Genomic DNA, 22888 nt, shown 5'->3' with positions numbered 1-22888 from the left:
TGGGGCCATGCCCCACCTGTGAATTGGAGTGCAGTGGGACAAGACCCTTTGATTCAAAGCGTAGGGTGGGGCCATGCCCCACCTGTGAATTGGAGTGCAGTGGGACAAGACCCTTTGATTCAAAGCGTAGGGTGGGGCCATGCCCCACCAAAAAACTGCTAAGTAAGTACCCTCTCTCTCCCTCACCCGATTTCTCTTAAAATGCAACTTGTTATTCAGCTCAGTTGCTGACCTCTACTCAATTCTATTTCAACCCATTGGTCACTCCCCTTTCGACCCACACGCCTCTCATCTATCTGCACCTCAATGCGGGATATCACCCATCCCTTAAGTTATATGACCTTATATTTAAGCTGTAGGAAAAATCATCTCTATAACAATCAATCAATTACAAATGGCATGTTTCTTGAGCAGTGTAATAGCAGCTGAAGTAGTTCTCGTGACTGAAATCAGCATCTTAATCTAAGGAGAGATAACCCAGACAGATTACTTCTAAGTAGAAAAAAGTGACGCCAAGTTAACTCAATATGATGTAGAAAAAGCAGAGTGTAGATACGCTTGCGCACTTCCTCATACTCGGTACCTATACCCGTTACCCAAAATGTGATTTTTAAAATGACCCCGGTCATCCGCTTTGGCGTACGTGGTGAGTTTGCTTGATGGAAAATTTCAAACTGAGTGCTGACTTCAGATAACAAAATCACACCCAGGTAACAGGGGAATCTCTGAACAAGTCATTGATAGCCAATCTGCATGGCACAGGCTTAATCAGTGCTTTCTGATAGTAGAACAGTAGTAAGGAGAGAATAGTGGAATTATGTTTCGATCATCGCCTTCGTTCCAGGCAAGGTTTTAAACGCACTGCCCTGGTGATAGGTATGTTCATCTCCCTGGGGGCCCAAGCTGAGCAGCCTCTCGATGATGAGTCTGATGAAGAAGGGGTGCCTTCCATATCGGTTACCGCAACAAGATTCGAATCTGAAGTGCAAGACACTACAGCTGCCATCACTGTGATCGAAAAGGAGGAGCTGGATAGGATTAAATACACCGATGCCCGCGAAGAGTTGATGAAACGCATCCCCGGCTACAGTATGTCGCGCAACCTTCGAATCCCCATGGGTGGCAAAAACTACACTATCAATCTGATCGACGGACTCTCTATTGGATCAACTTTCGGTAGTGGCACTATCGGTTTTGGAGACAGTACCAACACCTTCGATATCGAACGCGTTGAAGTAATCAGAGGGCCAGCCTCAGCACTCTATGGTAGTAATGCCTTGGGTGGGGTTATCAACATCATCACTCGTGAACCGCCTCTTGAACCGGAATACCGGGTCTGGGCTGAGGGCGGGCAATACAACCGTCAGCGAGCTGGCGTTTCTGCGGCAGGAACTGCCAACTCTGTTGGTTATTTTTTGGATGCCAACAGCCTGAACTTCGAAGGCTCACAAGACCGCACCGAGAACGAGCGCAAACAGGTCAGTGGCAAACTCCTATTTGAAACCAGTGACTACTCGTTACTCACGATGCGGGCCGAATACCTTGACACTTACCTTGAGGATCCGAGCAATCTAACCCAAGCCCAATACGAAGAAGATTGGATGCAAGCGGCTGTCGAAGACGCCTATACCGATACACAGGCTAAATCTTTCTCCACCAAGTATGAGCACGATCTCAGTGAGCAATCAGGCGTCGAGATCTCCTATGGCGTTAGGAACACTGAGAGTGAAGGTCCTCCCTCATACAACGCGACCGGCGGTTTCTCCAGTAGCGATGTTACCAACCACAATGTAGTTGCTCTCTATCGCCATAGTCTTGAAACATTGGATTCTCTTTTCATTGTCGGTACTGACCTGGTACGTAGCTCATCGGACTCAGATACCTATACTGAGCGCACCACCTCCAGCAGCATTGCCCAGCACTGGGATGTGGTAGCCAACAATACCTCGCCATTTGCCCAGTACGAATTTACACCAATTGACAAAGTCCGCGTCTCCCTGGGCGCACGCTATGACCGTATCCGCTACTCAGCTGAGGGCTACACAATTTCACGTGGCACGACCACTGAGTATGACGAATCAACTACTTTCAGCAATACCAGCCCCAAAGCCGGCATTACTTACAAACTGGACAAAGAGAACAGTCTCTGGTTCGGTTATGGACAAGGTTTCGTTGCCCCAAGCCGCACCAATCTATTTGTCGGCAGCCGGGGTACAGCCCCCAATCCCGACCTTGATCCCGAGAAGGCGGAAAACTACGAGTTAGGCTTCCGAGGTCAATATCGTCCAGCAAAATTGAGTTACGATTTTGCCCTCTACCACACCAACATTAAAGATATGCTGGTGACAGAGGACGAACTCGAAATGTACGTCAATGCCGGTGAGGTACGTGTCCAAGGTTTGGAGACCATGCTCGGCTGGAAGCCATTCAAGAGCTTGCGCTTCGACGTGACCCATACCTATGCCGACAATGAGTATGTCGACTTCGTCGACGGCACCAATGACTATAGTGGCAACACTCTAGCCTACTCGCCCAAGCATCATATCGACTTACGCACTATCTGGATGCCAGTTCAGGGGCTCAAAGCCGAGTTGGAGTGGAATCGCACCTCCGACTACTACACCTCAACTGATAACAGCGATCCGCAAGGCAAGGCGTACCGCCCCAGTATTTTCAATCTTCGTGTTTCATACGAGCGTGGTTCCTGGTCCTATTGGGGACACGTATTGAACCTGGCTGATAAAAAATATGCAGAGCGGATCTCCTATAGCTCCCGTAGCGGTCGTAAGTATGAGTCCGGTAAACCAAGAACCCTCTATGCCGGTATCGCTTATAACTGGTAGGCAACATTTGGCAATCCTGAATCCACGGATTCAGGTTGAATCTGGACGCCGCAGTGAATTGCGGCGTCTTCCAGGAGAGCATCAATCATGAAGAGAAAGATCTGGCAAGGAACATTTTTCCTCCTGGCACTGTGTAGTCAGAGCATCCATGCAAACGTACCACTGTGGTTATCAGATGCTCCGCCAGATGAAGAGTCGGCAAGTCTTCAACGCCGATCTCATGGTGGGCCGATAGAGCGAGGGCCACGTGGTGTATCGCGAAAACGACTATGGATACGCAGCGGGGAGAGACTGGCTGAAGCTGCCTATGTTGCACCCGAAGGTAAACTGTCTGCGGAGTTGATCACGCCTGATAAAAAGCAAGGCAAACTGAAACAACCGGTAAAGGATCAACAGGCACAACTGCTCTTCAACATGCCTGATGAGGGCTTCTACAACGCCTACCTGACCCAACGCCTGGTAGAGAACAACCGATTAGAAATAACTACTGCAAAAGCAGAGGTACTCAAACACAGCTGTCGAGAAGGCCACGACCACGTCAAAGACTTGATGCCACCAAACCATCTATCTGTTATCCCGTTAGAGATCGTGCGCGAGCGTCTGCCAGATGAGAATTTTCATGGCCGGGTTGCCTATGGTGATCTCATCTCCTTGCTGGTGTTGGCCTACGGAGAACCCGTATCAGGTGCCGAGGTAACACTCCACACCGGCTCGGGCTGGCAGAACAGTTCAACCAGCGATGAGCAGGGACGGGTTAAATTCACCATTATTCGTGACTATTTCCCCAGTTGGGAGCTGTTCAAGTCGCGTCATCGGCAGGAGTTCCTGGCAGTCGCCAGACTGCAGAGCGATGAAACAGGTAGCTACCAGGGAGAGGATTACAAAGAGGTGAGTTATATAGCAACCCTGCCTGGCGCCTATTTCCCCTCCAGCCGCGACTATCAATCCTATGGCTACGGCTTAACGTTCGGTCTGTTCGGGCTTACTTTCAGCGGGCTCTCCATCTATCTCTATCGTCGTCGTCGGGTGCGGCCATACAAAGAGGTTCGGTTCGATGACTAAATGGAACCACAGGCTCAGCCATAGAGGGTTTAATCATGCTGGCTAACATTCGACAGCGTGTTTATAACGCTGATCTCAAGCGATTCCGTTTCTGGCTGCAGCTCGGCTTCTTCGTACTGTTTGTCTATGGTGGATATCTGGCGATCAACCTGGGTAACAGCCTGCCCACCTTCGCCTGCGGATTTAACGACCAGGGACGTGGTGGTGTCTGTTATCTGCTGCCCTTGCAGCATCAACTCAGTGGCTCCTGGGAACGACTCTTCAGCTGGGCCGGTATCGCGGTCTTGCAGGGCTTTCTCTATTTCACCCTCTGGTTCATTGTGCTCAACAAGGCCTGGTGTGGTTACGCCTGTCCTCTCGGCACCCTGCAGGATTGGCTCAGCAGCCTGCGCCGTGCCCTGGGTATACACTTCGCCCGCTATAGCGAACGCTCATTCCGCACTCTGACCTGGGTCAAATATGGATTGCTGGCGCTTACCATTCTGATCCCTTTGGCGATCGGTGGCGGTTTATTGCCTCACAGCATGGGCACACCTTTCTGCGACATCTGTCCAGGACGCATGATTATCCCTCTGTTCACCGGAGACTACTCACAGTTCACCATCGACTTCTCCAGCAAGACCAGCATGGTTCTGACCGGCCTTGGGATGTTGATCACTGGACTCTTTTTCGCAGGTGCCTTTATAAAAAAACGTTTCTTCTGCTTCTTCTGCCCGATGGCTGCACTCCACTATCTGGTAAGCAAGCCCGCGTTTCTGAAATTGAAAAAAGATGGCAGCAAGTGCACCCGCTGTGGCGACTGCTACCGGGTATGCGATATGGAGATCCCGGAAATTGCTGATCAGGTGGATGATCCACGCATCATGAAGGATGACTGCATCATGTGTCTGAAGTGTGTCGCTGCCTGCCCGGAAGAAGATGCACTCAAAGCCACCTTCGTTGGTATTCCGATCTTTAAAGCGACCGAAGAGGGATTCATCAAACGCATGAATAAAGGAGCAGATAGTGACCCGTCCTGAACAACCAGCCTTTCACCAGAGCCGACAGGCCAGAGAGGCGGAGAGTGTGATCGATCAGATCACCGATCGTTTCGATGATAACCCGCAAAGCATGGCATATTTCTATGACCTGTTCCGCTCTGTCTACTGTCGTGGTGAAGCGCTGCCACGAAAGGGCATGCAAATCGGCACCACCTGCATCCAGGCGCCGGAGGAGCTGATCTATGCGGTAGGTGCAACGCCGATACGACTCTGTAACGGCTCCTATCACTATGATCAAATCGGCGGTGACTTCATGCCCGCCAAATCCTGCTCTCTGGTCAAAGCGACCTTAGGCATGCTCAACAGTGAGAATCCAGTCCCCCGCATAGGAGAGCTCGACCTGGTGGTCAACCCAACCACCTGTGACCAGAAAAAGAAAGCGAGCGCGATGATCGAGGGAATGGGCTACCAGGTCCACGACCTGGAGCTGCCATCCGCCAAGGAGAGCGAGGAGTCGCGACTCTACTGGCAACGGACAGTACGGCGATTTGCAGTTCAGCTGAGTAAGGTCACCGGGAATAAGATGACCCGCAAAGCGCTCAAAGCAGCGATGGCGCGCACTGCCCGTGCTCAGGCGGCATTTCGCACCCTGCACAATCTGCGCAAGAGCAGTCCGACCCTATTCCTTGGAAAGGATGCTTTCCTGGTTACCAATGCTTTCTTCTTCGATGATATAGAGCGCTGGACAGAGGCGGTAGAGACACTCAATGCTGAACTTCAACAGCGCCAGCAGGAGGGCTTTCAAGCTGCTCAGCGCAAAGCACCCCGCATTCTCTTTACCGGTTCACCACCGATCTTTCCCAACCTCAAGCTACCGCTACTGATCGAGGAGTCAGGTGGTGTGGTGGTGGCTGACGAGACCTGTTCGGCCAACCGTATGCTGTATGACATGAGTGCAGTGGACGAATGGCGGCTGAATGATATGGTCGATGCCCTTGCGGATCGCTATCTCAAACCCTGTACCTGTCCCATCTTTACCCGTAATGACGATCGACAACGCCGCCTGCTCGAACTGGCGGAGGGCTTTGCCGCTGATGGCGTGGTCTATCAGGCCTTCTCGGGTTGCCAGGTCTACGAGATGGAGCAACGCAGTATCGCCGATGCACTCAGCGCCAAAAACATTCCCATGCTCTATGTGGAGACCGACTATAGCCCGGATGATATGGGCCAACTCTCCACCCGCATTGAAGCCTTTCTTGAATCGATCAAGACACGCAAGAGAAAAAAACGATCATGAACTATTTCGCAGGTATCGATATTGGATCAACCGCCATCAAGGTTGCTCTGGTGGACGAGAGTGGCACTATCGCAGGCGTCCAGGTCACTGCCTCTGGCAGTCTGTTCCACAAAAACGCTAAGGAGGCGCTGGCACGACTGCTCACCGAACAGGAGATACACCAGGATGATGTAAGCTACCTCATTGCAACCGGCTACGGCCGTAAGCTGTTCAAGGAGGCGGATGACTCGATCAGTGAGATCACGGCAAATGCCATCGGCGCACACGAGGCCGGTAAGGCATTCGGTGGCGTACGCACCATCATCAACATTGGCGGCCAGGACTCCAAAGCGATTCAGATTGATGACGACGGCCATGTGGCCAACTTCGCCATGAATGACAAATGCGCCGCCGGCACCGGACGCTTCCTAGACGTGGCTGCACGCAACCTGGAGATCGATCTGGAAGAGCTTGGTGACTACCACTTCAACAGCACAGCTGCGCCAATGACCATCAATAGCACCTGTACCGTATTTGCTGAGTCCGAGATCATCGGCCTGCTGGCGAATGGTCATCAAAAAGGGAGCATCATCGCCGGAATCCACTACTCCATTGCTAAACGCACTGTGCGCCTGGCGAAGCGGGTCGGTATTGAGGATCGGGTCTACTTCGATGGCGGTCCTGCCCTCAACAAAGGTCTGGTGGCCGCCATTGAAGATGAACTGCAACGGGAGTTGGTTGTCCCTGAACACCCCCAGACCACAACTGCTTTCGGTGCGGCCACTCTGGCCCGCAGTGAATACTATGCGGAGCAGGAGGGGTGATCCTGGGATGATTCCGATTGAACAAACACTGGTGACCTTCCCCATGGCTTTGGCGCTTGGTCTGGTATTCGGTATGGGTGCCTGCACCATCGCCTGTCTGCCCTACCTGGGGCCTGTATTCCTTGCAAGCGATGGTGGTATCCGCCGATCCTGGCGCATCCTGCTGCCTTTTTCAGTTGGGCGTTTGAGCGGTTACGCCAGCCTGGCTACTTTGGCAGGAATTGCCGGCCACTACCTTGAGGGAGCCATCACCGACGATACCCAGGTGCGCGCCATCGTGGGGGGGGCAACGATATTGATCGGTATCGCACTGTGGCTGCGTGGCCCAGGCGTCACAGCTTGCAGTAAAGATAGTAGATCATCGATTGCCACGGTTCCGGTTGAGCAGATTGGCACGCCTGCCTCTCAAGACAACGTACCCCGTCCGCTGCTCCCAGGTGGTCTTTTTCTGCTTGGTATAGGCATGACGCTAACCCCATGTGCACCACTCGGGGCGGTACTCTTCTCCGCTGCAGCCGTTGCCAGCCCCTGGCATGGTCTGATGCTCGGCCTGGGTTTCGGTGTCGGTGCCATTATCATCCCTTCTCTTATCTACGGCATTGGAGCTGCCTATCTCGGTAGCCGTCTGCGAGAGCAGCTTCAGCATAGACAGTTGATCATCATTCGACTGAGTGCCGGCCTTCTTATACTGAGTGGGATTGGTAATCTGTGGCGATAATCACTAATAGAGAGACCTGGCATGCAATAACTTTTGCATCCCTTCGAGGATAGTACTTCTTTCCACTTAACCAAAAAAATCAGACGAAGTGTTTTTTATGACATTTCGGCACACTTGGTGGGGCATGGCCCCACCCTACGATTACTCTAAAAGCCCCTCTCCCTTGACGGGAGAGGGGTTGGGGAGAGGGTGTACGCGAAGCGCTTCATGTGGTTAAAAGATAAAACCGCATTGATCGTTCATATTTTTCTTGCTAATTGTTGGGGAATATAGGGTGTTTATTCGCCCCCTCACCCGCAAGGGGAGAGGGGAGTTTCTTTAAGATAATGGTGCGGCAGGGCCGAACCCTTGATCAATTTATTTCGGAAGACATCTCGATTCAGTTTTGCTCACCCCGGCGAGTCACTTTCCTCGTTGAATGCGGCAACCCGTAGCCTGGATGAAGTGCAATGGAATCCGGGGGGAACAGTGCACCAATCATCCCGGATTCCGCTGCGCTCCATCCAGGCTACCTAGCTGAGATATTCATGAAACTGTGAAGGTTGTATGTGGTTTTTGGCATTTTCGGCAAGCTTTTGGTGGGGCATGGCCCCACCCTACGACTTTTTAAGGTGGGGAGAGGGGCTTTATTTGTTTCGAACTTCTGAATTACCTTGTTCTACCAACCACTGCCATGCTGGATCGAAGTCAGTAAATATTTCGACCTGGACTCGCCTGCGGGAGTCAACGCCATCTGTTATACGATTCATATTGATTTTCCCCCGTGTTTTGATTGGTGGCAATACAGCCCAATATCTCCATCCCGCAGCAATCGCGAGTGGCTCCCAGTAGACTACTGACCAGTCGTAATCTTCGGGGGGGAGAACCGAATTCAATCGATCATCAGAGAGCCATTTCTGAGCCCCATGTTTTTTCATCAGCTCTAATCCTGTCATGAGTACAGACTGGAATTCATGACTTGAGATAGGTTTCAAGAACTGATGGTGGATGATACCGGTCTCAGGGTAGTACCAAAGGTTGGCATACTCATTCTCTATTTGTGTGATTCTTTTTTTCATCGTCACCGTCAAACTTTTTGTCGAGTACTAACCAGAACTGAAGCTCTAAATTATATTACCTTTATATCTTTATGGTAGTCACTCCACTCCTTATAGTCATTTTATATTCCACTAATTATATCACTCCTCCTTTTGTTCCATCGCCAAGTGGGCGAGTTGCTCATAGAGTTGATAACGTGTCTTGATCTGTGACTGGGCCTGGCGCATAAATTTCTCGGAGGCCTCAGGCTGGGTTCTCTGCAATACACTGAATCGAGCTTCACTATTGGCGAAGTCTCTGTAGGAGATGGAGGGTTGCTTGGAGTCCATCTTCAATGGATTTTCACCTTTGTCGCTGCGACGGGGGTCGTAGCGAAATAGTGGCCAGTGTCCTGAATCGACGGCTAACTCCTGTTGACGGATGTTGTTCGAAAGATCAATGCCCTGGGCGATACAAGGTGAGTAGCAGATGATCAGTGAGGGGCCGTCATAAGATTCTGCTTCGAGAAAGGTGCGTAGAGTTTGAACATCCTTTGCGCCGAAGGCGACCTGGGCTACATAGACATTGCTATAGGACATGGCCATCAGCGCTATATCTTTTTTGGACGTTGCTTTGCCCCCTGCGGAGAATTTAGCCACTGCGCCTAATGGGGTGGCTTTGGAGGTTTGTCCACCTGTGTTTGAGTAGGTCTCGGTATCGAGTAGCAGGATGTTGACGTTACGACCTGAGGCCAAGACGTGATCGACACCGCCATAACCGATGTCATAGGCCCAGCCGTCGCCACCAACCAGCCAGACACTCTTGCGTGCCAGGGTGTCAGATAGGGAGATTAGAGTCTCTGCTTCAGGTGTGTGGATCTGATGGCACTTCTGTTTCAATGTCTCGATGCGTTGACGCTGTTCAAAGATAGCTGCTTCGCTATGTTGATCTGCATTTAACAGGGCATCCGTCAGCGCTTCGCCAATCTGATCACGCAGAGTGAGCAGCAGCTCTCTGGCATGTTCGTTCTGTTTGTCGATAGCGATACGCATGCCGAGGCCGAATTCTGCATTGTCTTCGAACAGTGAGTTGGACCAGGCTGGTCCCCGGCCTTCCGGGTTGGTGGTATAGGGGGTGGTGGGTAGATTGCCGCCGTAGATGGAGGAGCAGCCGGTCGCGTTGGCAATTAACATACGATCACCGAACAGTTGTGTTGCCAGCTTAATGTAAGGCGTTTCACCGCAGCCGACACAAGCACCGGAAAACTCGAACAGGGGTTGCATGATCATCGCCCCTTTGAGGGTGGTCTCTTTAAGATGGGTGCGGTCATACTCCGGCAGGCTTAGGAAGAAGTCCCAGTTGATGCGCTCCTGCTCATGGTAGGTTGGGTCATCAACCATGTTGAGTGCTTTTCGCTGTGGATTTTTCTTATCCCTGATTGGGCAGATCTCGACACAAAGACCACAACCGGTGCAGTCGTCAGGGGCAACCTGGTAGCTGATCTGGGTGCCAGGTTCGAAATCTTTTCCGCCTTTGACCTGAGTGTGCAGGAAGCTCTCTGGTGCATCTTCAGTCAGGGTTTGTGGAAAGAGCTTGGAGCGGATCGCAGCATGGGGACAGACCAATGGACATTTACCACAGTGGGTACAGAGATCCATCTCCCATTTTGGCAGTTGCAGTGCGATGTTGCGCTTCTCATAAGCGGTGGTACCAAGGGGCCAGGTACCATCTGCCGGCATCAGGCTGACCGGAATGGTATCGCCTTTGCCTGCGATGATGGGTGCCGTGACTTGCTGCACGAAGGTTGGAGCGTCAATGGCTACAGTCGGTTTGCGTGACTCCTTTGAATCGGCTTTGCCGGAGATGTCTACCTGGTGCAGGTTTGACAGCGCTGCATCGATGGCGTCGTAGTTGCGTTGCAGCAGTCTTGCACCTTTTTTTCCATAGCTCTTTTTTACTGCATCTTTGATGAGTTCGATTGCCTTACCTTGATCGAGCAGGCCGGAGATGGCGAAGAAGCAGGTCTGCATAATGGTATTGATGCGGCGCCCCATGCCGGTTTCAGCCGCGATTTTATATGCGTCGATGACATAGAAGCTCAAGCCCTTGTCGATTATCTGCCGCTGCATATGTGCTGGGAGACTTTGACAAGCCTGTTCGGGGCTGGCGGTGGTGTTGAGTAGAAAAACTGCGCCAGGGGCTGCTTTATCGAGCATGTCGTAACGGTCGAGAAAGAGGGGCTGATGGCAGGCTACAAAGCTGGCCTCATCATCATTGATCAGATAGGTGGCATTGATCGGCTGTGGTCCAAAACGCAAATGAGAGACGGTGATTGCGCCCGACTTCTTGGAGTCATATTGAAAATAGCCCTGGGCATAGTTGTCTGTCTGTTCACCAATGATCTTAATTGAGTTTTTGTTTGCTGAGACGGTGCCGTCGGCGCCCAGGCCATAAAAAATACAGGCAGTGACGCCCTTGCTCGCCATTGCACGAAATGTCGGCTCCCATTCAAGGCTGGTTTGACTGACATCGTCAATAATACCTACAGTGAAACCGTTTTTTGGTTGTTTCTTATTCAGTTCATCGAAGATCCCTTTGACCATTGCCGGGGTGAACTCTTTAGATGAGAGTCCATAGCGACCACCGACAATACGTGGCAGGGCGCTTCGGCGTCCATCGCTGTAAGCTTGGGCAAAGGCGCCCAGAACATCTTTGTAGAGTGGTTCTCCGTCGGCTCCCGGCTCTTTGGTTCGGTCGAGTACGGCTATCTTTTTAACGCTTTCGGGTATTGCCGCCAAGAGTTGTTCTGCGGCAAAGGGGCGATAGAGGCGGGCTTTGATCATGCCGATCCTCTCCCCCTGTTGGTTCAGGTGATCGACAGTTTCCTGGGCGGCGCCTATGCCTGAACCCATTAATATGATTACCCGTTCAGGTTGATCTGCGCCATGGTATTCAAACAGGGCGTAGTGGCGTCCAGTGAGTTGGCCAAAACGGGTCATCACAGCCTCTAATTTTTGAGGAACCTCACTGTAGAAGGGATTTACAGTCTCACGTCCCTGAAAGTAGACATCTGGATTTTGCGAAGTGCCGCGAATCACTGGATGATCCGGGGAAAGGGCACGTGCACGATGGGCATTCACCAGTTCATTGTCGATCATTGCCTGGACTGTCTCTGACTCTGGCAATGAGATCTTATTGACTTCGTGAGAGGTTCTGAATCCATCGAAAAAATGTAGAAACGGTATGCGTGTCTCCAGTGTTGCGGATTGGGCAATGAGTGCGAAGTCTGCGACTTCCTGAACGCTGGCAGAGCAGAGCATGGCATAACCGGTTGTGCGGCAGGCCATGACATCACTGTGATCGCCAAAAATTGATAGCGCCTGTGCTGCCAATGAGCGAGCTGAAACATGCAACACGGTGGGGGTCAATTCACCGGCAATCTTGAACATGTTTGGGATCATCAACAACAATCCCTGGGAAGCTGTAAAGGAGGTTGAAAGGGAACCTGCCTGAAGTGCACCGTGAATCGCACCTGCAGCGCCCGCTTCACTCTGCATTTCGATGACGTCGGGTACTGTTCCCCAGATGTTTTTTATCCCTTTTGCTGTCCATTCGTCTGACCATTCCCCCATTGGTGAGGCGGGGGTAATGGGGTAGATGGCAATAACCTCGTTGGTCATATGGGCGATGTGTGCGGCGGCCTCATTGCCGTCAATGGTAACCATCTTATCGGGCATATCCTTGGTTCCTGTGATGTTGTCTGATTATTAAGATGTTCTCACTACTGGCTGCCAGCTGCATTGATTAATGCCAGTATAATCTTGATCCGATGAATCAATGACCTTAGTAAAATAAAATATCATTTTTACCCATTGTCTCTTCAGTTTTATGCTAGTTTTTAAAGAGTGACATGACGTTTTTTTAGGGTTTTTCATAGGCTCCTAATCCATATTTCACCATTATCGAATTGTTTGCTCTATTTTGATGCATAGCCTTATCTCTCTTATGGATAAGTACAACGGAATTCGTTGATCAAAGTGATACATGAGTTGAGAGATTATTGAGCAGTGCAAACAGTAGCAGAGTGGTTGGATGTAATTCATGGTAGAGGGGCTGTTTCAATTTCTTTGTATTGAATAGTGCAATTTTTTTGCTTATTGATTTTTTATATATGAAAGGTTACAGGCAACGGAAATAACAACGTATGAGTGCGCTGTTATTCCTGTACCGCAACGGTGAGGCCGTGAAAGTGCAACAGAGCGTTAGCGTTAATCGACATCCCGGATTTCTGCCCCGTGCCAGACTGCAAGCGCTATTGGATGTGCTCCAGCAATCCGGTTATCAGATCCTTGGCCCTGCAGTTGAGGAGGGGGCTATACAGTTCAAGCAGATCGAGAATGCAGATCAGCTTGTTACAGGTTTGACCAATCTCCAGAAGCCGGGTCACTATCGCCTGCAACAGACTGAAAGTCAGCGGTTGTTTGATTGGAATCATGGGCCTCAGGGGCTCAAGCCCCTCTGTTTTGCCCCGAGAGAGGTTTTGTGGGTTGAACAGCAGGATCCTTTAGCTTTTAAAACCAGCCAGCCCGATGTGAGGCCGACTGCAGTGTTAGGTGTCAGGGCCTGTGACCTCTCTGCGCTGGCCATCCAGGATAGACATTTTCTTCATGCTGATGCACCTGACCCACACTATCGTCAACGCCGAGAGCAGTTGTTGTTGATCGGGATCGACTGTGCCCACTCTGCAGAGAGCTGTTTTTGTCACTCCACAGGGGATGGGCCTGCTGTGAAGCAGGGCTATGATATTGGGTTGTCTGAACTGGATGAGGGGTTTCTGCTATGGCATGGCAATGAGAAGGGCAAGGCTCTATTGGAGAAACTTTCATTAGAATCAGCGGAGGCGCGTCAGCTGCAAAGGATGACAGCTCAAACCGATCAGGCTGCAGGTGAGCAAACAAGGCATCTGGCAAAGCCTGAGGATCTGATGCGTCTCTATCAACGGCTGCAACACACCCATTGGAGTGATGTCGCTGAAAGATGTCTGGGTTGTGGCAACTGTACTGCAGTCTGTCCCACCTGTTTCTGTTATGACGTACATCATGAAGTGTCGCTGGATGGGAAATCGGCTCAGAATGTGCGCCAGTGGGACTCCTGCTTCAGTGCCAATCACAGCAGCATGGGTCATTTTAAAGTGCGAGGGGATATCCTCTCCAGATATCGGCAGTGGTTGACCCACAAATTGGCCGGTTGGCAGCAGCAACAGGGGCGCATCGGATGTACCGGTTGCGGTCGCTGCATCACCTGGTGCCCTGTCGGTATAGATCTGATTAAAGAAACTGACACGATTTTGTGGGAGGGGAGTCTAGATGAGTGAAACCCACATTCCGCGTAGTGCGATTATCGACCAGCGCATCCAGGAGTCTCCAACAATTTTCACCTTAAGGATGCAGTTTGAGGATGCGAGTGCCCAGGAGGTATTCGAGTTCTCGCCTGGCCAGTTCAATATGGTGACACTTTATGGGGCGGGAGAGATCCCTATCTCCATCGTCAATGATCCTGAGGATAGCCACTATTTTGACCATACGATCAGGGTGGTTGGCCGGGTCTCTGAGGCGATGTCTAAACTGCAGCCTGGGGATAGGGTGGGTATTCGCGGCCCCTTCGGCAGAGGTTGGCCCATAGCGGAAGCTGAGGGTCGAGATGTTCTGCTGGTAACAGGTGGCTTAGGGTGCGCCCCCCTGGTTTCTGTAATCCGATATCTGATAAAGCGACGTGATCAATTTGGCCATCTGAATATTCTACAAGGGGTCAAACACTCAAGCGACCTGATATGGCGGGAACAGTATGATGCCTGGGCGAGTGAACCGGATGTCAAAGTGTTACTTGCGGCCGATGTTGCAAGCCGTGAATGGCATGGCCAGCAAGGCATGGTCACTGAGTTGATCGAACAGCTCAATCTGCGTCAGGGACGTACCATCGCGATGCTCTGTGGCCCTGAATTGATGATGTTGGCAGCGATAGCCAATCTGCGTTCCATGGAGATCCCGGATCAACATATCTGGTTCAGCATGGAGAGAAATATGCAGTGTGGTATTGGTCAGTGCGGACACTGTCAAATCGGATCAAAATTTGTCTGTCGTGACGGCCCGGTTTTCTGTTATTCCGAATTGGCAGACTTTTTAGGAACCAAGGGCTTCTGAGAGTGCGCAATGTGAGTTCAATTGTTTGCATGCTCACAACAGTTAATTAGACCAGGATATCCATATGGCCACTCAAAAACCGAAACTAGCGGTGCATAAATTCAGCTCCTGTGATGGCTGTCAGCTGGCTCTGTTGAATCTGGGTGAACCCCTGCTGCAGTTGCCGGAACTGGTGGAGATTGTCCATTTTGCCGAAGCAGGCCCAAATGCACCTGATGAGCCAGTGGATATCTCTCTGGTTGAGGGCAGTGTATCGACACCAGAGGATATCAAGCGGATTCAGCAGGTCAGAGAGAACAGTAAATTACTGGTGACCATCGGCGCTTGTGCAACCAGTGGTGGCTTACAGGCACTGGCCAACTTCGCAGATCGGGATGGCTGGATGGGGTCTGTATATTCCCATCCAGAACATATCGATACCCTGACTACATCAGATCCAATTTCACAGCATATAAAAGTTGATTTTCAGATTCAGGGTTGTCCTGTTAATTCAACTCAAGTGCTTGGGGCGTTGCGTGATCTGTTGTCTGGGATCACTCCTAGACCTGAACAGCATTCGGTGTGTATGGAGTGTAAACGTAAGGGATTGATCTGCACCATGGTCAGCAAGGGAGAGGCTTGCATGGGAGCTGTCACTTTAGCAGGCTGTGGCGCGCTTTGCCCCGCGACAGGGCGGGGTTGTTATGGTTGTTATGGACCGGCGGAGCTGGTCAATGACCGTTCCATCACAAACAGATTTGAACAACTGGGTCTGGATGCAGAGGGGGTGCTTAGGCGCTTTCGTTTTATAGCCAATAGTGCACCACTATTTAAAGCTGCCAGCGAAGGAGTGAAAGGTGATACCGATGGCTGAGCATCGCGATATACATATCAATGTACCGGTATTGACCCGTGTAGAGGGTGAAGGCGCACTTGAACTCGATGTGGTAGGCGGAGAGATCGAGCGCATCAATTTACGTATTTTCGAGCCACCCAGACTGTTCGAAAAGTTTGTTGAGGGGTATGAGCGTAATCAAGTCATCGATATGGTGGCCAGGATCTGCGGGATATGTCCTGTCGCCTATCAGATGAGCGCGGTTCAGGCATTCGAGAGGTTGGCAGACTTCACCCCTGATCCCTGGGTGACAGAGATGCGTCGAGTGATGTATTGCGGAGAGTGGATACAGAGCCACGCCCTGCATGTCCATTTGTTGGCTGCGCCCGATTTTCTCGGTTTTGAATCAGCCATCGCCATGGCCGCTGATTATCCGGATGCCGTGCGGCGTGGGCTCGAGTTGCAAACCCTGGGCAACGACCTGATCGCCATGTTTGGTGGTCGCTCGGTTCACCCGGTTGGTGTCAGGGTGGGTGGATTCTATCGGGCTCCCGATCTCTCTGCAGTAGAGACCATGTTGCAACGTCTGCAATCTGCTTTACCTCATGCAGAGGCGTTAATCGAATGGACAGCAGGTTTGACCTTTGCTGATGATAATCAGTCTTTTATCAGTGTGGCGTTGAGTGATCAGGAAGAGTACGCCATGGGTAAGGGACGACTGATATCCGGTCAGGGATTGGATATCGATATCTGTTATTTCGATAGCCATTTTACAGAGATTCAATCACCCCACTCAACTGCACTGCATTGTGAATTGGAAGGCCGCCCCTATCTGACAGGCCCACTGGCACGATTGAATCTGAATTTCCATCAGCTGCCCAAGCCTGTTCGTCTGTTAATGGATGGCTGCGGCATCAGCTTTCCCAGCCATAATATGTTCCATAGCATTGTCGCCAGGGCGATAGAGCTCTATTTTGCAATCTTTGAGGCGATACGACTGCTGCAACAGTATCAGATTCCTGCCCAACCTTATCATGAAGTCGGATCTATTGAAGGGAATGCATTTGGCTGTACTGAAGCGCCAAGAGGTATCCTCTGGCATCGCTACGATGTGGATCAGGAGGGAATCGTTCGTTACGCGCGTATCGTGCCACCGACCAGCCAGAATCAGGGGCGCATTGAAGAGGATATTGCCTTATCGTTACAACAGCTGGGTCTTGATAATAGTGATGAGGTGATACGCCTTAGGGCCGAGCAGGTCATTCGTAATTACGACCCATGTATCTCTTGTGCAACCCATTTCCTCAAGTTGAAAGTCAATCGGAGATGACCAGGGTTATCGGTATAGGCTCTCCTTTTGGGGCAGATCAGTTGGGCTGGCTGGCGATCGATCATCTTCAGACCTGTCAATTGACAGCGTGTGAGCTGATTAAGCTGGATCGGCCAGGCAGTGGATTGTTGGACTATTTCAGGGGTGTTGATCATGTGGTGTTGATCGATGCCCTGGTCTCCTCTGGCAGAGTTGGTGAGGTGAAGTTGATAGGCCTGGATGAGTTGGAAGATTGTAGTGGTCTAACCTCATGCCATGGTTTTGGTGTGGCTGAGGCGCTGGGGTTGGCTGATAAATTAGATCTTCTACCTACTAGAGTCTCTTTGATTGGCATTCAAATTCAAGAAGATCTCTCCTATCTGCCAAGCTTGGATACCAGTGCCTTAGAGCGACAGGTTCAAGGTCTGATATAGATTCCTGGGTTGAGTTATTTTCGTATCTATTTAAAAACGGCAAGGTGCAAGGTCAACATCTCCATCAGTCCCATGTGTCATGATATATGTAACCTCAGTTAGTACGGGGCGCAGCGTTTAATCCTCTTTTACTTCGCAAGCAAACTGATCCGCGAAGTTTAAACCCAGTACCAAATAGATCATCTTGCTTGTGTGCCGTCTGAACTGACACTCACAATCGAGGTTTCCTTAGTTAATCGGTCATGTCCAAAAATATCACTTCACGATCATCACCACTAATGGAAGATGATGCGCTGGCATGGTTAGCTTCAATGTCTAGAGTGCTCATGCGTTACCCCTGAACAACCTGTAGCCAAAACAAGACAAATCGAGATATATAAATATTAATTTAGAAAATTAAACGAAGTTATATTCATGACATAACTCCCTATACACAGAGGCACAGGTCATTTAAACCTTTTCCATGGCCATATTGATGGTGATGTAATCGCATCTACTGCTGTACAGCCCCCTGCCAAGCAAGCTAGAGCTTCCTGGCACCACGTAGAGGTGGAGTAGTACCTGTTAAGCCATAGCTCGGTACGCCTGAAGCAGATGTGATCTTGAGTTAGCCGCAAACCCGGGATAGATAACCTCCACCGCGACAGGTTGATGATTGCTCCAATAGATTGGAGATGGTCTGTTGCAGCTTTTGTGCTGCTCTTCATGACCTGTACAAATGAAACAGGATTATCTCTTGGAGGCTGTATGTCTCCTGATGGCAACATACAGGGGACAGGTTGTATCGGCTTGATAGTAAGATCCAGGAGGTATCGTATCATTATCCAAGGTAGTGATTTCCTTTAGGAATTATATGTTTTCTTTATCTTACTGACTGCCTATCATCAATCTATCGGTATATTTTTCTTACTGATTCGCATTGGTTGGATGACCGCTGTTGTAAATTTTTACCTTCAAACCAATGCGATCAAGCTGTTAGGACGTCTGATTTATCACCCTAGCATGTGTTTGTGGATCAATACTTGCAGCATTTTTCAAGACATTGACTCAAAATAATTGTCAACTGAGAGATCTCTGACATGCCCAACAATCCAGTACGCTTAACTAGCCGCCCCCATATCAGCGACGAAGCTGACTTGGTTCGCAATGCTCTGATAGAACAGGGTCTGGAAACCCCGATGTTCGAGAATGGTTTGAGCCAGGATCAGAAGTACGACCGAATCAGGGAGCTGATGAGTGACATGATGCAGGTGCTAGGCCTCGATCTGTCGGACGACAGCCTCGCCGAAACGCCCCACAGAATAGCCAAGATGTATATCCAGGAGATCTTTTCCGGTCTCGACTACCGCCATTTCCCCAAGATCACCCTGATCGAGAACAAGATGGGCTCGGATGAGATGATTACAGTGCAGGATATAGATCTGACCAGCACTTGCGAACACCATTTCATCACCATCGACGGCAAAGCCAAGGTGGCCTATGTTCCCTCGGGTAGTCTGATCGGCCTGTCAAAGATTAATCGGATCGTGCGTTTTTTCGCTCAGCGACCGCAGGTACAGGAGCGGTTGACGCGACAGATACTGGTCGCTCTGCAAACACTGCTGGACACCGAGGATGTGGCTGTCTCTATCGAAGCCACCCACTATTGTGTCAAGGCCAGGGGAGTTATGGACAGTAGTTCGAATACCAGTACCAAAGCCCTCGGTGGCTGCTTCAAGCATGATGCCACCCTGCGGGCTGAATTCCATGCGGCGTAAAAATGCCTACCTTGGGTAATCCCTGGGGCTGCAGATGACTGTAATTGCTAGTATGACGCACCACACTAGGGCCTATTCGATTAGTGTTAACAGGCCCTAAATCAGCAAGCAATAGCTATTGATTTGATATCTTCCGAGGTCTGGAAGCGGTCAATCCAGGTGGGCAGAAAGCGGGTTGATTCAGTATCTCGGATCTACAACCCGTTGGGCGATTGGTCGAGTTCCTTGAACCTAAAAATCAGTTGACCGCCCATTCTAATAACAGGTTTCTGATTTTGAAGAACTCGACCAATAATCATCAGGCTGCAATTTTGTCTTCCTTTTGGTGGGGTTCATGAATCGAGCGACGGTTAATCAAATCAGAGAGGGTGATATCGCTGACATAATCAAAAAGTTGCCGGCTCAGGTTACTCCATAGGCTACGGCTGCTGAGTTGAGTTTCTATTTGTACACTATTCCTCTGAGTTGAATAGGTATAGTCAACCCATTCATCTGTTGCACAGATAATTTCAGCCACTGAGATATCCGTGGCATTTTTCGCCAGGGAGTAACCACCTCCGGGGCCTCTGACGCCCTTCACGAGTCCTTTTGATCTCAGGGCGGCGAACAGCTGTTCCAAGTAAGAGAGGGAAATCCCTTGATTTTCAGAGATTTCTGAGAGTGTCATGGGACCATTTTTGTGGTTTAAAGCCAAACTGAGCATGGCGGTAACTGCGTATCGGCTCTTGCTGGTTAGTCTCATCTACCTATCCTCATAAGTTGTTAATTTAAATTGAAAAACTCAAGCCTGTATGGTGCTTCAGCCTCGATATGAGCAGGCCTTGTATAACTATTGTGATTAAAAATATAGTATATTTGTACATAATGTACAATATTTTCTATTCTTTTTATCTTTTAGGAGATTAAGTGCTTTAAACCTTGGCCAGCTAAAAGGGTATCCAGTAAGAGAGCCTTTGCCGATCCATTACAATTTCCAGGTGTGAGTCGCATTCGCAGGATAGACAGATCAGGTGGGCTATGCTTGGTATCTCCAGGTAAAGGAGTGCGATCTGTCTCAGGTCTCGATCAGGGAAGTGATACCTCTCGTTCCGCGATATTGGTACTACTGGCTGAAAAGCCCCTTATATGTCAGATTGTTTGGAATAACAGCATTAAAATCAGGTAAGAAATCAGCCTAAGTGCCGTTAACATAGCCAGGGGTTCATTTGGGATGGGTGCATGAGGCTGAAAAAGATTGGGCGTTTTCAAGTCGGTAAAGAGCTGGGTTCTGGCAATCAGGGTACCGTGTATCTGTGTCAGGACGGCCAATTGGAACGTCAGGTCGCAATTAAGCTTCTTGATAAAGCGCTGAAGGATGCCTCGTTTAGAGACGAGGCGCGCACTATGAGTAAGCTGCAGCATCCAAACATTGTCTCTATCTACGAGGCGGGTGAGCATAATGGCACTCCATATCTGGTGTTCGAATATGCTCAGGGTAAATTGCTTTCTGACACTATTCAGGGTGAACCTCTCGAACTCTCCCTGGCACTACAGATCTTCGAGGGTCTGCTGAAGGGGATGAGTCAGGCTCATCAGTCCGGCATTGTTCACAGAGATCTGAAGCCATCTAATATCATTATCAGCCAGGATCAAAATCCAAAGATCATGGATTTTGGTATCGCACGACTGCTGTCAGAGGCAAAAGGTCCAGATAAGCAGTTGATTGGTACGCCGCGCTATCTGGCGCCTGAGTATATTCAGGCGGGTGAAGTGGGGCCTCAGGCGGATGTTTTTGCCTTGGGACTGATTTTAGATGAGATGCTAACCGGGATGCCGGTCTTCAGTGGCCATAATCAGCAGGTTGTGGTCAATGCAATTCTCAAGCTGGAGCCCAAGCCCCCGTCCCAGTTCAATAGTGAAGTGGATGAGAAACTCGACGGTTTTATTTTGAAATCTCTGGAGAAGGATCCAGCGTTGCGCTACAGCGATGCCACGGAGATGCTCGAAGCCTATAATGAGATCATGAAACCTGCGGGTGAAGCTGCAGTTTCGGAGGTGGAGGGTAGCGGTACCGTGGAGTTTTTACTGCGGCGCATGAAACGCAAAAGTGATTTTCCTGTACTCTCTCAATCCGTGCGCAGTATCAATGCAATGTCGGATGTCAGTGATCGAAGTGTTAATCAGATGGCGGGTGTCATTGTTAAAGATTTTGCTTTAACAAATAAAATTCTCAAGGTGGTCAATTCTGCCTATTACGGCCGTTTTTCAGGCCATATTGGTACTGTTTCCAGAGCTGTGGTTGTTCTTGGTACTCAAGCGATTCGCTCTCTTGCAGCGTCGTTGATTTTCTTTGAACATATCGAAAACAAGCAGCAGGCAGAGCATTTACGAGAGTTGGTTTCGTCAGCACTGTTTCGCGCAACATTGGCTCAGAATCTGGCCTCAGAGATCGATCAGCATGAGGCAGAAGAGTATTTCCTGACAGGTTTGTTGAACGACCTTGGTAAAGTCCTGGTGGCATTCTATCTTCCGGAAGAGTCACAAGAGATAGAGCGTTTAATTAAAGTCGAAGGCAGAGAGCCGATTACAGTTCAGCATAGTGTGTTAGGTGTCAGTTTTGAAACAATCGGTATTGAAATCGCCAAGCAGTGGAACTTTCCAAAACCGCTTACAGACAGTTTAAAATCCTGGCAAGGTGATCATGCCCCGGTTAACCGAACCGAGAAACGTCGTTTGGTTGCCCTGTTTGCTGAAGATGCAATGCAGCTGATTGTTGAGAATGGCGTGGATAATAAGGCTGCTTTGGAAAGTTTGAATAAGAAATACGCCAAGAGTTTGAAACTCGGCAGCAAAAAAGTGGCGAAGTTGACGCAGCAGTCGGTGGATGATTTTCAAGAATTAGCTGAAGCGATTGCCTCTGATGTGTCAGGAAGTTTTGTCAAAAAACTTAAGGATGGTCAGGATCAGACAAGCGCTGGCTCTTCAAAACAGAAAGCCCAATCAAGATCCATTTCAAAGGATGGATTGGATCAGACGCAGATTCTGGATGATGGCACTCAAACGGTTGATGACAAAACAGCAGAAATAGCTGTCCACAGTGATGAAGATACGGAAGCCTTATTGATGGATGGTCTACAGGAAGTGACCGGTATGTTAGTCGGTGATCACACTGTTTCTGAGATTTTTAATGTGGTATTGGAGACTATGTATCGCGCTGTTGGGTTCAAGCGGGTGGTGCTGGCACTGCTAAATCGTAAACAGGGGGAGATGGTTGGGAGACTTGGTTTTGGTGAATCTGCAGATGATTTTGTCAAAGCTTTTCATTTCTCTACAAAGTATAGTGTTGATGTCTTTCATGGCGCCATGAAAAATGCTGTGGATGTGTATATTGCCGATGCAACGGATAAGAAGATCCGGGGGGATATCCCCGATTGGTATAAAAAGGTTTCTAATGCTGGATCCTTTCTGATTTTTCCTATTGTGGTTAACAAACATGCGGTTGGTCTGATCTATGCCGATCACTCTCAACCTCATGGACTGGCAATTGATAAGAAGCGACTGAATCTGCTGAAGTCACTTAGGAATCAGATCGTGTTGGCTGTTAGATCATAATTTTGGATATGCATCATTATCAAAGCGGGCTGTTAGAAATTATTTGAGCGATATTTACGGTCA

The 22888-nt window shown here is 49.8% G+C and carries 16 protein-coding genes; 13 read left to right on the top strand and 3 right to left on the bottom strand.

Translation table 11 applies throughout. The features are described 5' to 3' along the window. Positions 1–809: 809 nt before the first annotated feature. The 6 genes from AC4IFB_RS04125 to AC4IFB_RS04100 all read left to right on the top strand — a co-directional run bounded on the left by AC4IFB_RS04125 (position 810) and on the right by AC4IFB_RS04100 (position 7703). The gene (locus tag AC4IFB_RS04125) at positions 810–2843 is read left to right on the top strand and encodes a TonB-dependent receptor (protein WP_490779463.1); all 2034 of its coding nucleotides are present in this window, start codon (positions 810–812) and stop codon (positions 2841–2843) included. Positions 2844–2930: 87 nt separating this feature from the next. Continuing rightward, positions 2931–3905, top strand: a complete 975-nt coding sequence (locus AC4IFB_RS04120; protein WP_490779462.1) for a hypothetical protein — start codon at positions 2931–2933, stop codon at positions 3903–3905. Between the two features lie 35 nt (positions 3906–3940). Beyond that, positions 3941–4924, top strand: coding sequence for a 4Fe-4S binding protein (locus tag AC4IFB_RS04115; protein WP_490777992.1), 984 nt, complete (start codon positions 3941–3943; stop codon positions 4922–4924). Then, positions 4911–6182: a double-cubane-cluster-containing anaerobic reductase gene (locus tag AC4IFB_RS04110; RefSeq protein WP_490779461.1), complete on the top strand. Its 1272-nt coding sequence runs from the start codon at positions 4911–4913 to the stop codon at positions 6180–6182. Before AC4IFB_RS04115 ends, AC4IFB_RS04110 begins: the two co-directional genes overlap by 14 nt. Beyond that, a complete protein-coding gene (locus AC4IFB_RS04105; protein ID WP_490777990.1) occupies positions 6179–6985 on the top strand; it encodes an acyl-CoA dehydratase activase in 807 nt (268 codons plus the stop codon). The genes AC4IFB_RS04110 and AC4IFB_RS04105 overlap by 4 nt, the downstream gene beginning before the upstream one ends. A gap of 7 nt (positions 6986–6992) precedes the next feature. Next, entirely contained in the window at positions 6993–7703 is a 711-nt protein-coding gene (locus tag AC4IFB_RS04100; RefSeq protein WP_490777989.1) for a sulfite exporter TauE/SafE family protein, read from the top strand. 626 nt (positions 7704–8329) lie between these two features. Here AC4IFB_RS04100 and AC4IFB_RS04095 read toward each other — a convergent pair. Together AC4IFB_RS04095 and nifJ are read right to left on the bottom strand one after the other, a co-directional pair. Further along, positions 8330–8761: a hypothetical protein gene (locus tag AC4IFB_RS04095; protein WP_490779460.1), complete on the bottom strand. Its 432-nt coding sequence runs from the start codon at positions 8759–8761 to the stop codon at positions 8330–8332. 120 nt (positions 8762–8881) lie between these two features. Then, positions 8882–12457, bottom strand: a complete 3576-nt coding sequence (gene nifJ, locus AC4IFB_RS04090; protein ID WP_490779459.1) for a pyruvate:ferredoxin (flavodoxin) oxidoreductase — start codon at positions 12455–12457, stop codon at positions 8882–8884. 467 nt (positions 12458–12924) lie between these two features. Here nifJ and AC4IFB_RS04085 point away from each other — a divergent pair, with 467 nt between their 5' ends. From AC4IFB_RS04085 to folE, 6 genes are all read left to right on the top strand, one after another. Further along, complete coding sequence (locus AC4IFB_RS04085; protein ID WP_490779458.1) at positions 12925–14094, top strand: 4Fe-4S dicluster domain-containing protein; 1170 nt, start codon at positions 12925–12927, stop codon at positions 14092–14094. Further along, positions 14087–14920, top strand: coding sequence for an FAD/NAD(P)-binding protein (locus tag AC4IFB_RS04080; protein ID WP_490779457.1), 834 nt, complete (start codon positions 14087–14089; stop codon positions 14918–14920). Before AC4IFB_RS04085 ends, AC4IFB_RS04080 begins: the two co-directional genes overlap by 8 nt. A 64-nt stretch (positions 14921–14984) precedes the next feature. Next, on the top strand, positions 14985–15773 hold the full coding sequence (locus AC4IFB_RS04075; RefSeq protein ID WP_490775228.1) for an NADH-quinone oxidoreductase subunit B family protein: 789 nt from the start codon (positions 14985–14987) through the stop codon (positions 15771–15773). Next, positions 15766–17064, top strand: coding sequence for a Ni/Fe hydrogenase subunit alpha (locus tag AC4IFB_RS04070; protein WP_490775229.1), 1299 nt, complete (start codon positions 15766–15768; stop codon positions 17062–17064). The genes AC4IFB_RS04075 and AC4IFB_RS04070 overlap by 8 nt, the downstream gene beginning before the upstream one ends. Then, positions 17061–17477, top strand: a complete 417-nt coding sequence (locus AC4IFB_RS04065; protein WP_490775230.1) for a hydrogenase maturation protease — start codon at positions 17061–17063, stop codon at positions 17475–17477. Before AC4IFB_RS04070 ends, AC4IFB_RS04065 begins: the two co-directional genes overlap by 4 nt. A 1079-nt stretch (positions 17478–18556) precedes the next feature. Beyond that, positions 18557–19234 (top strand): GTP cyclohydrolase I FolE, encoded by a 678-nt coding sequence (gene folE / locus AC4IFB_RS04060; protein WP_490775231.1) that lies wholly within the window; start codon positions 18557–18559, stop codon positions 19232–19234. Positions 19235–19532: 298 nt separating this feature from the next. Here folE and AC4IFB_RS04055 read toward each other — a convergent pair whose 3' ends face one another. After that, complete coding sequence (locus AC4IFB_RS04055) at positions 19533–19976, bottom strand: Rrf2 family transcriptional regulator (protein WP_490779456.1); 444 nt, start codon at positions 19974–19976, stop codon at positions 19533–19535. 476 nt (positions 19977–20452) lie between these two features. Here AC4IFB_RS04055 and AC4IFB_RS04050 point away from each other — a divergent pair, with 476 nt between their 5' ends. Then, positions 20453–22825, top strand: coding sequence for a protein kinase domain-containing protein (locus AC4IFB_RS04050; protein ID WP_490775233.1), 2373 nt, complete (start codon positions 20453–20455; stop codon positions 22823–22825). Positions 22826–22888: the final 63 nt, after the last annotated feature.

The sequence above is a fragment of the Candidatus Thiodiazotropha sp. AKIB8 genome, from assembly GCF_058244675.1.
The sequence above is the reverse complement of the archived record's forward strand: the minus strand, read 5'-3'. Positions and strand labels throughout refer to the sequence as shown.

What these genes read in the sequence shown, in the direction of transcription:
- nifJ (WP_490779459.1), bottom strand. Translation starts at nt 12,457, where the DNA reads ATGCCCGATAAGATGGTTACCATTGACGGCAATGAGGCCGCCGCACAC.
- AC4IFB_RS04080 (WP_490779457.1), top strand. Translation starts at nt 14,087, where the DNA reads ATGAGTGAAACCCACATTCCGCGTAGTGCGATTATCGACCAGCGCATC.
- AC4IFB_RS04100 (WP_490777989.1), top strand. Translation starts at nt 6,993, where the DNA reads ATGATTCCGATTGAACAAACACTGGTGACCTTCCCCATGGCTTTGGCG.
- AC4IFB_RS04105 (WP_490777990.1), top strand. Translation starts at nt 6,179, where the DNA reads ATGAACTATTTCGCAGGTATCGATATTGGATCAACCGCCATCAAGGTT.
- AC4IFB_RS04120 (WP_490779462.1), top strand. Translation starts at nt 2,931, where the DNA reads ATGAAGAGAAAGATCTGGCAAGGAACATTTTTCCTCCTGGCACTGTGT.
- AC4IFB_RS04095 (WP_490779460.1), bottom strand. Translation starts at nt 8,761, where the DNA reads ATGAAAAAAAGAATCACACAAATAGAGAATGAGTATGCCAACCTTTGG.
- AC4IFB_RS04115 (WP_490777992.1), top strand. Translation starts at nt 3,941, where the DNA reads ATGCTGGCTAACATTCGACAGCGTGTTTATAACGCTGATCTCAAGCGA.
- AC4IFB_RS04050 (WP_490775233.1), top strand. Translation starts at nt 20,453, where the DNA reads ATGAGGCTGAAAAAGATTGGGCGTTTTCAAGTCGGTAAAGAGCTGGGT.
- AC4IFB_RS04085 (WP_490779458.1), top strand. Translation starts at nt 12,925, where the DNA reads ATGAGTGCGCTGTTATTCCTGTACCGCAACGGTGAGGCCGTGAAAGTG.
- AC4IFB_RS04070 (WP_490775229.1), top strand. Translation starts at nt 15,766, where the DNA reads ATGGCTGAGCATCGCGATATACATATCAATGTACCGGTATTGACCCGT.
- AC4IFB_RS04075 (WP_490775228.1), top strand. Translation starts at nt 14,985, where the DNA reads ATGGCCACTCAAAAACCGAAACTAGCGGTGCATAAATTCAGCTCCTGT.
- AC4IFB_RS04065 (WP_490775230.1), top strand. Translation starts at nt 17,061, where the DNA reads ATGACCAGGGTTATCGGTATAGGCTCTCCTTTTGGGGCAGATCAGTTG.
- folE (WP_490775231.1), top strand. Translation starts at nt 18,557, where the DNA reads ATGCCCAACAATCCAGTACGCTTAACTAGCCGCCCCCATATCAGCGAC.
- AC4IFB_RS04055 (WP_490779456.1), bottom strand. Translation starts at nt 19,976, where the DNA reads ATGAGACTAACCAGCAAGAGCCGATACGCAGTTACCGCCATGCTCAGT.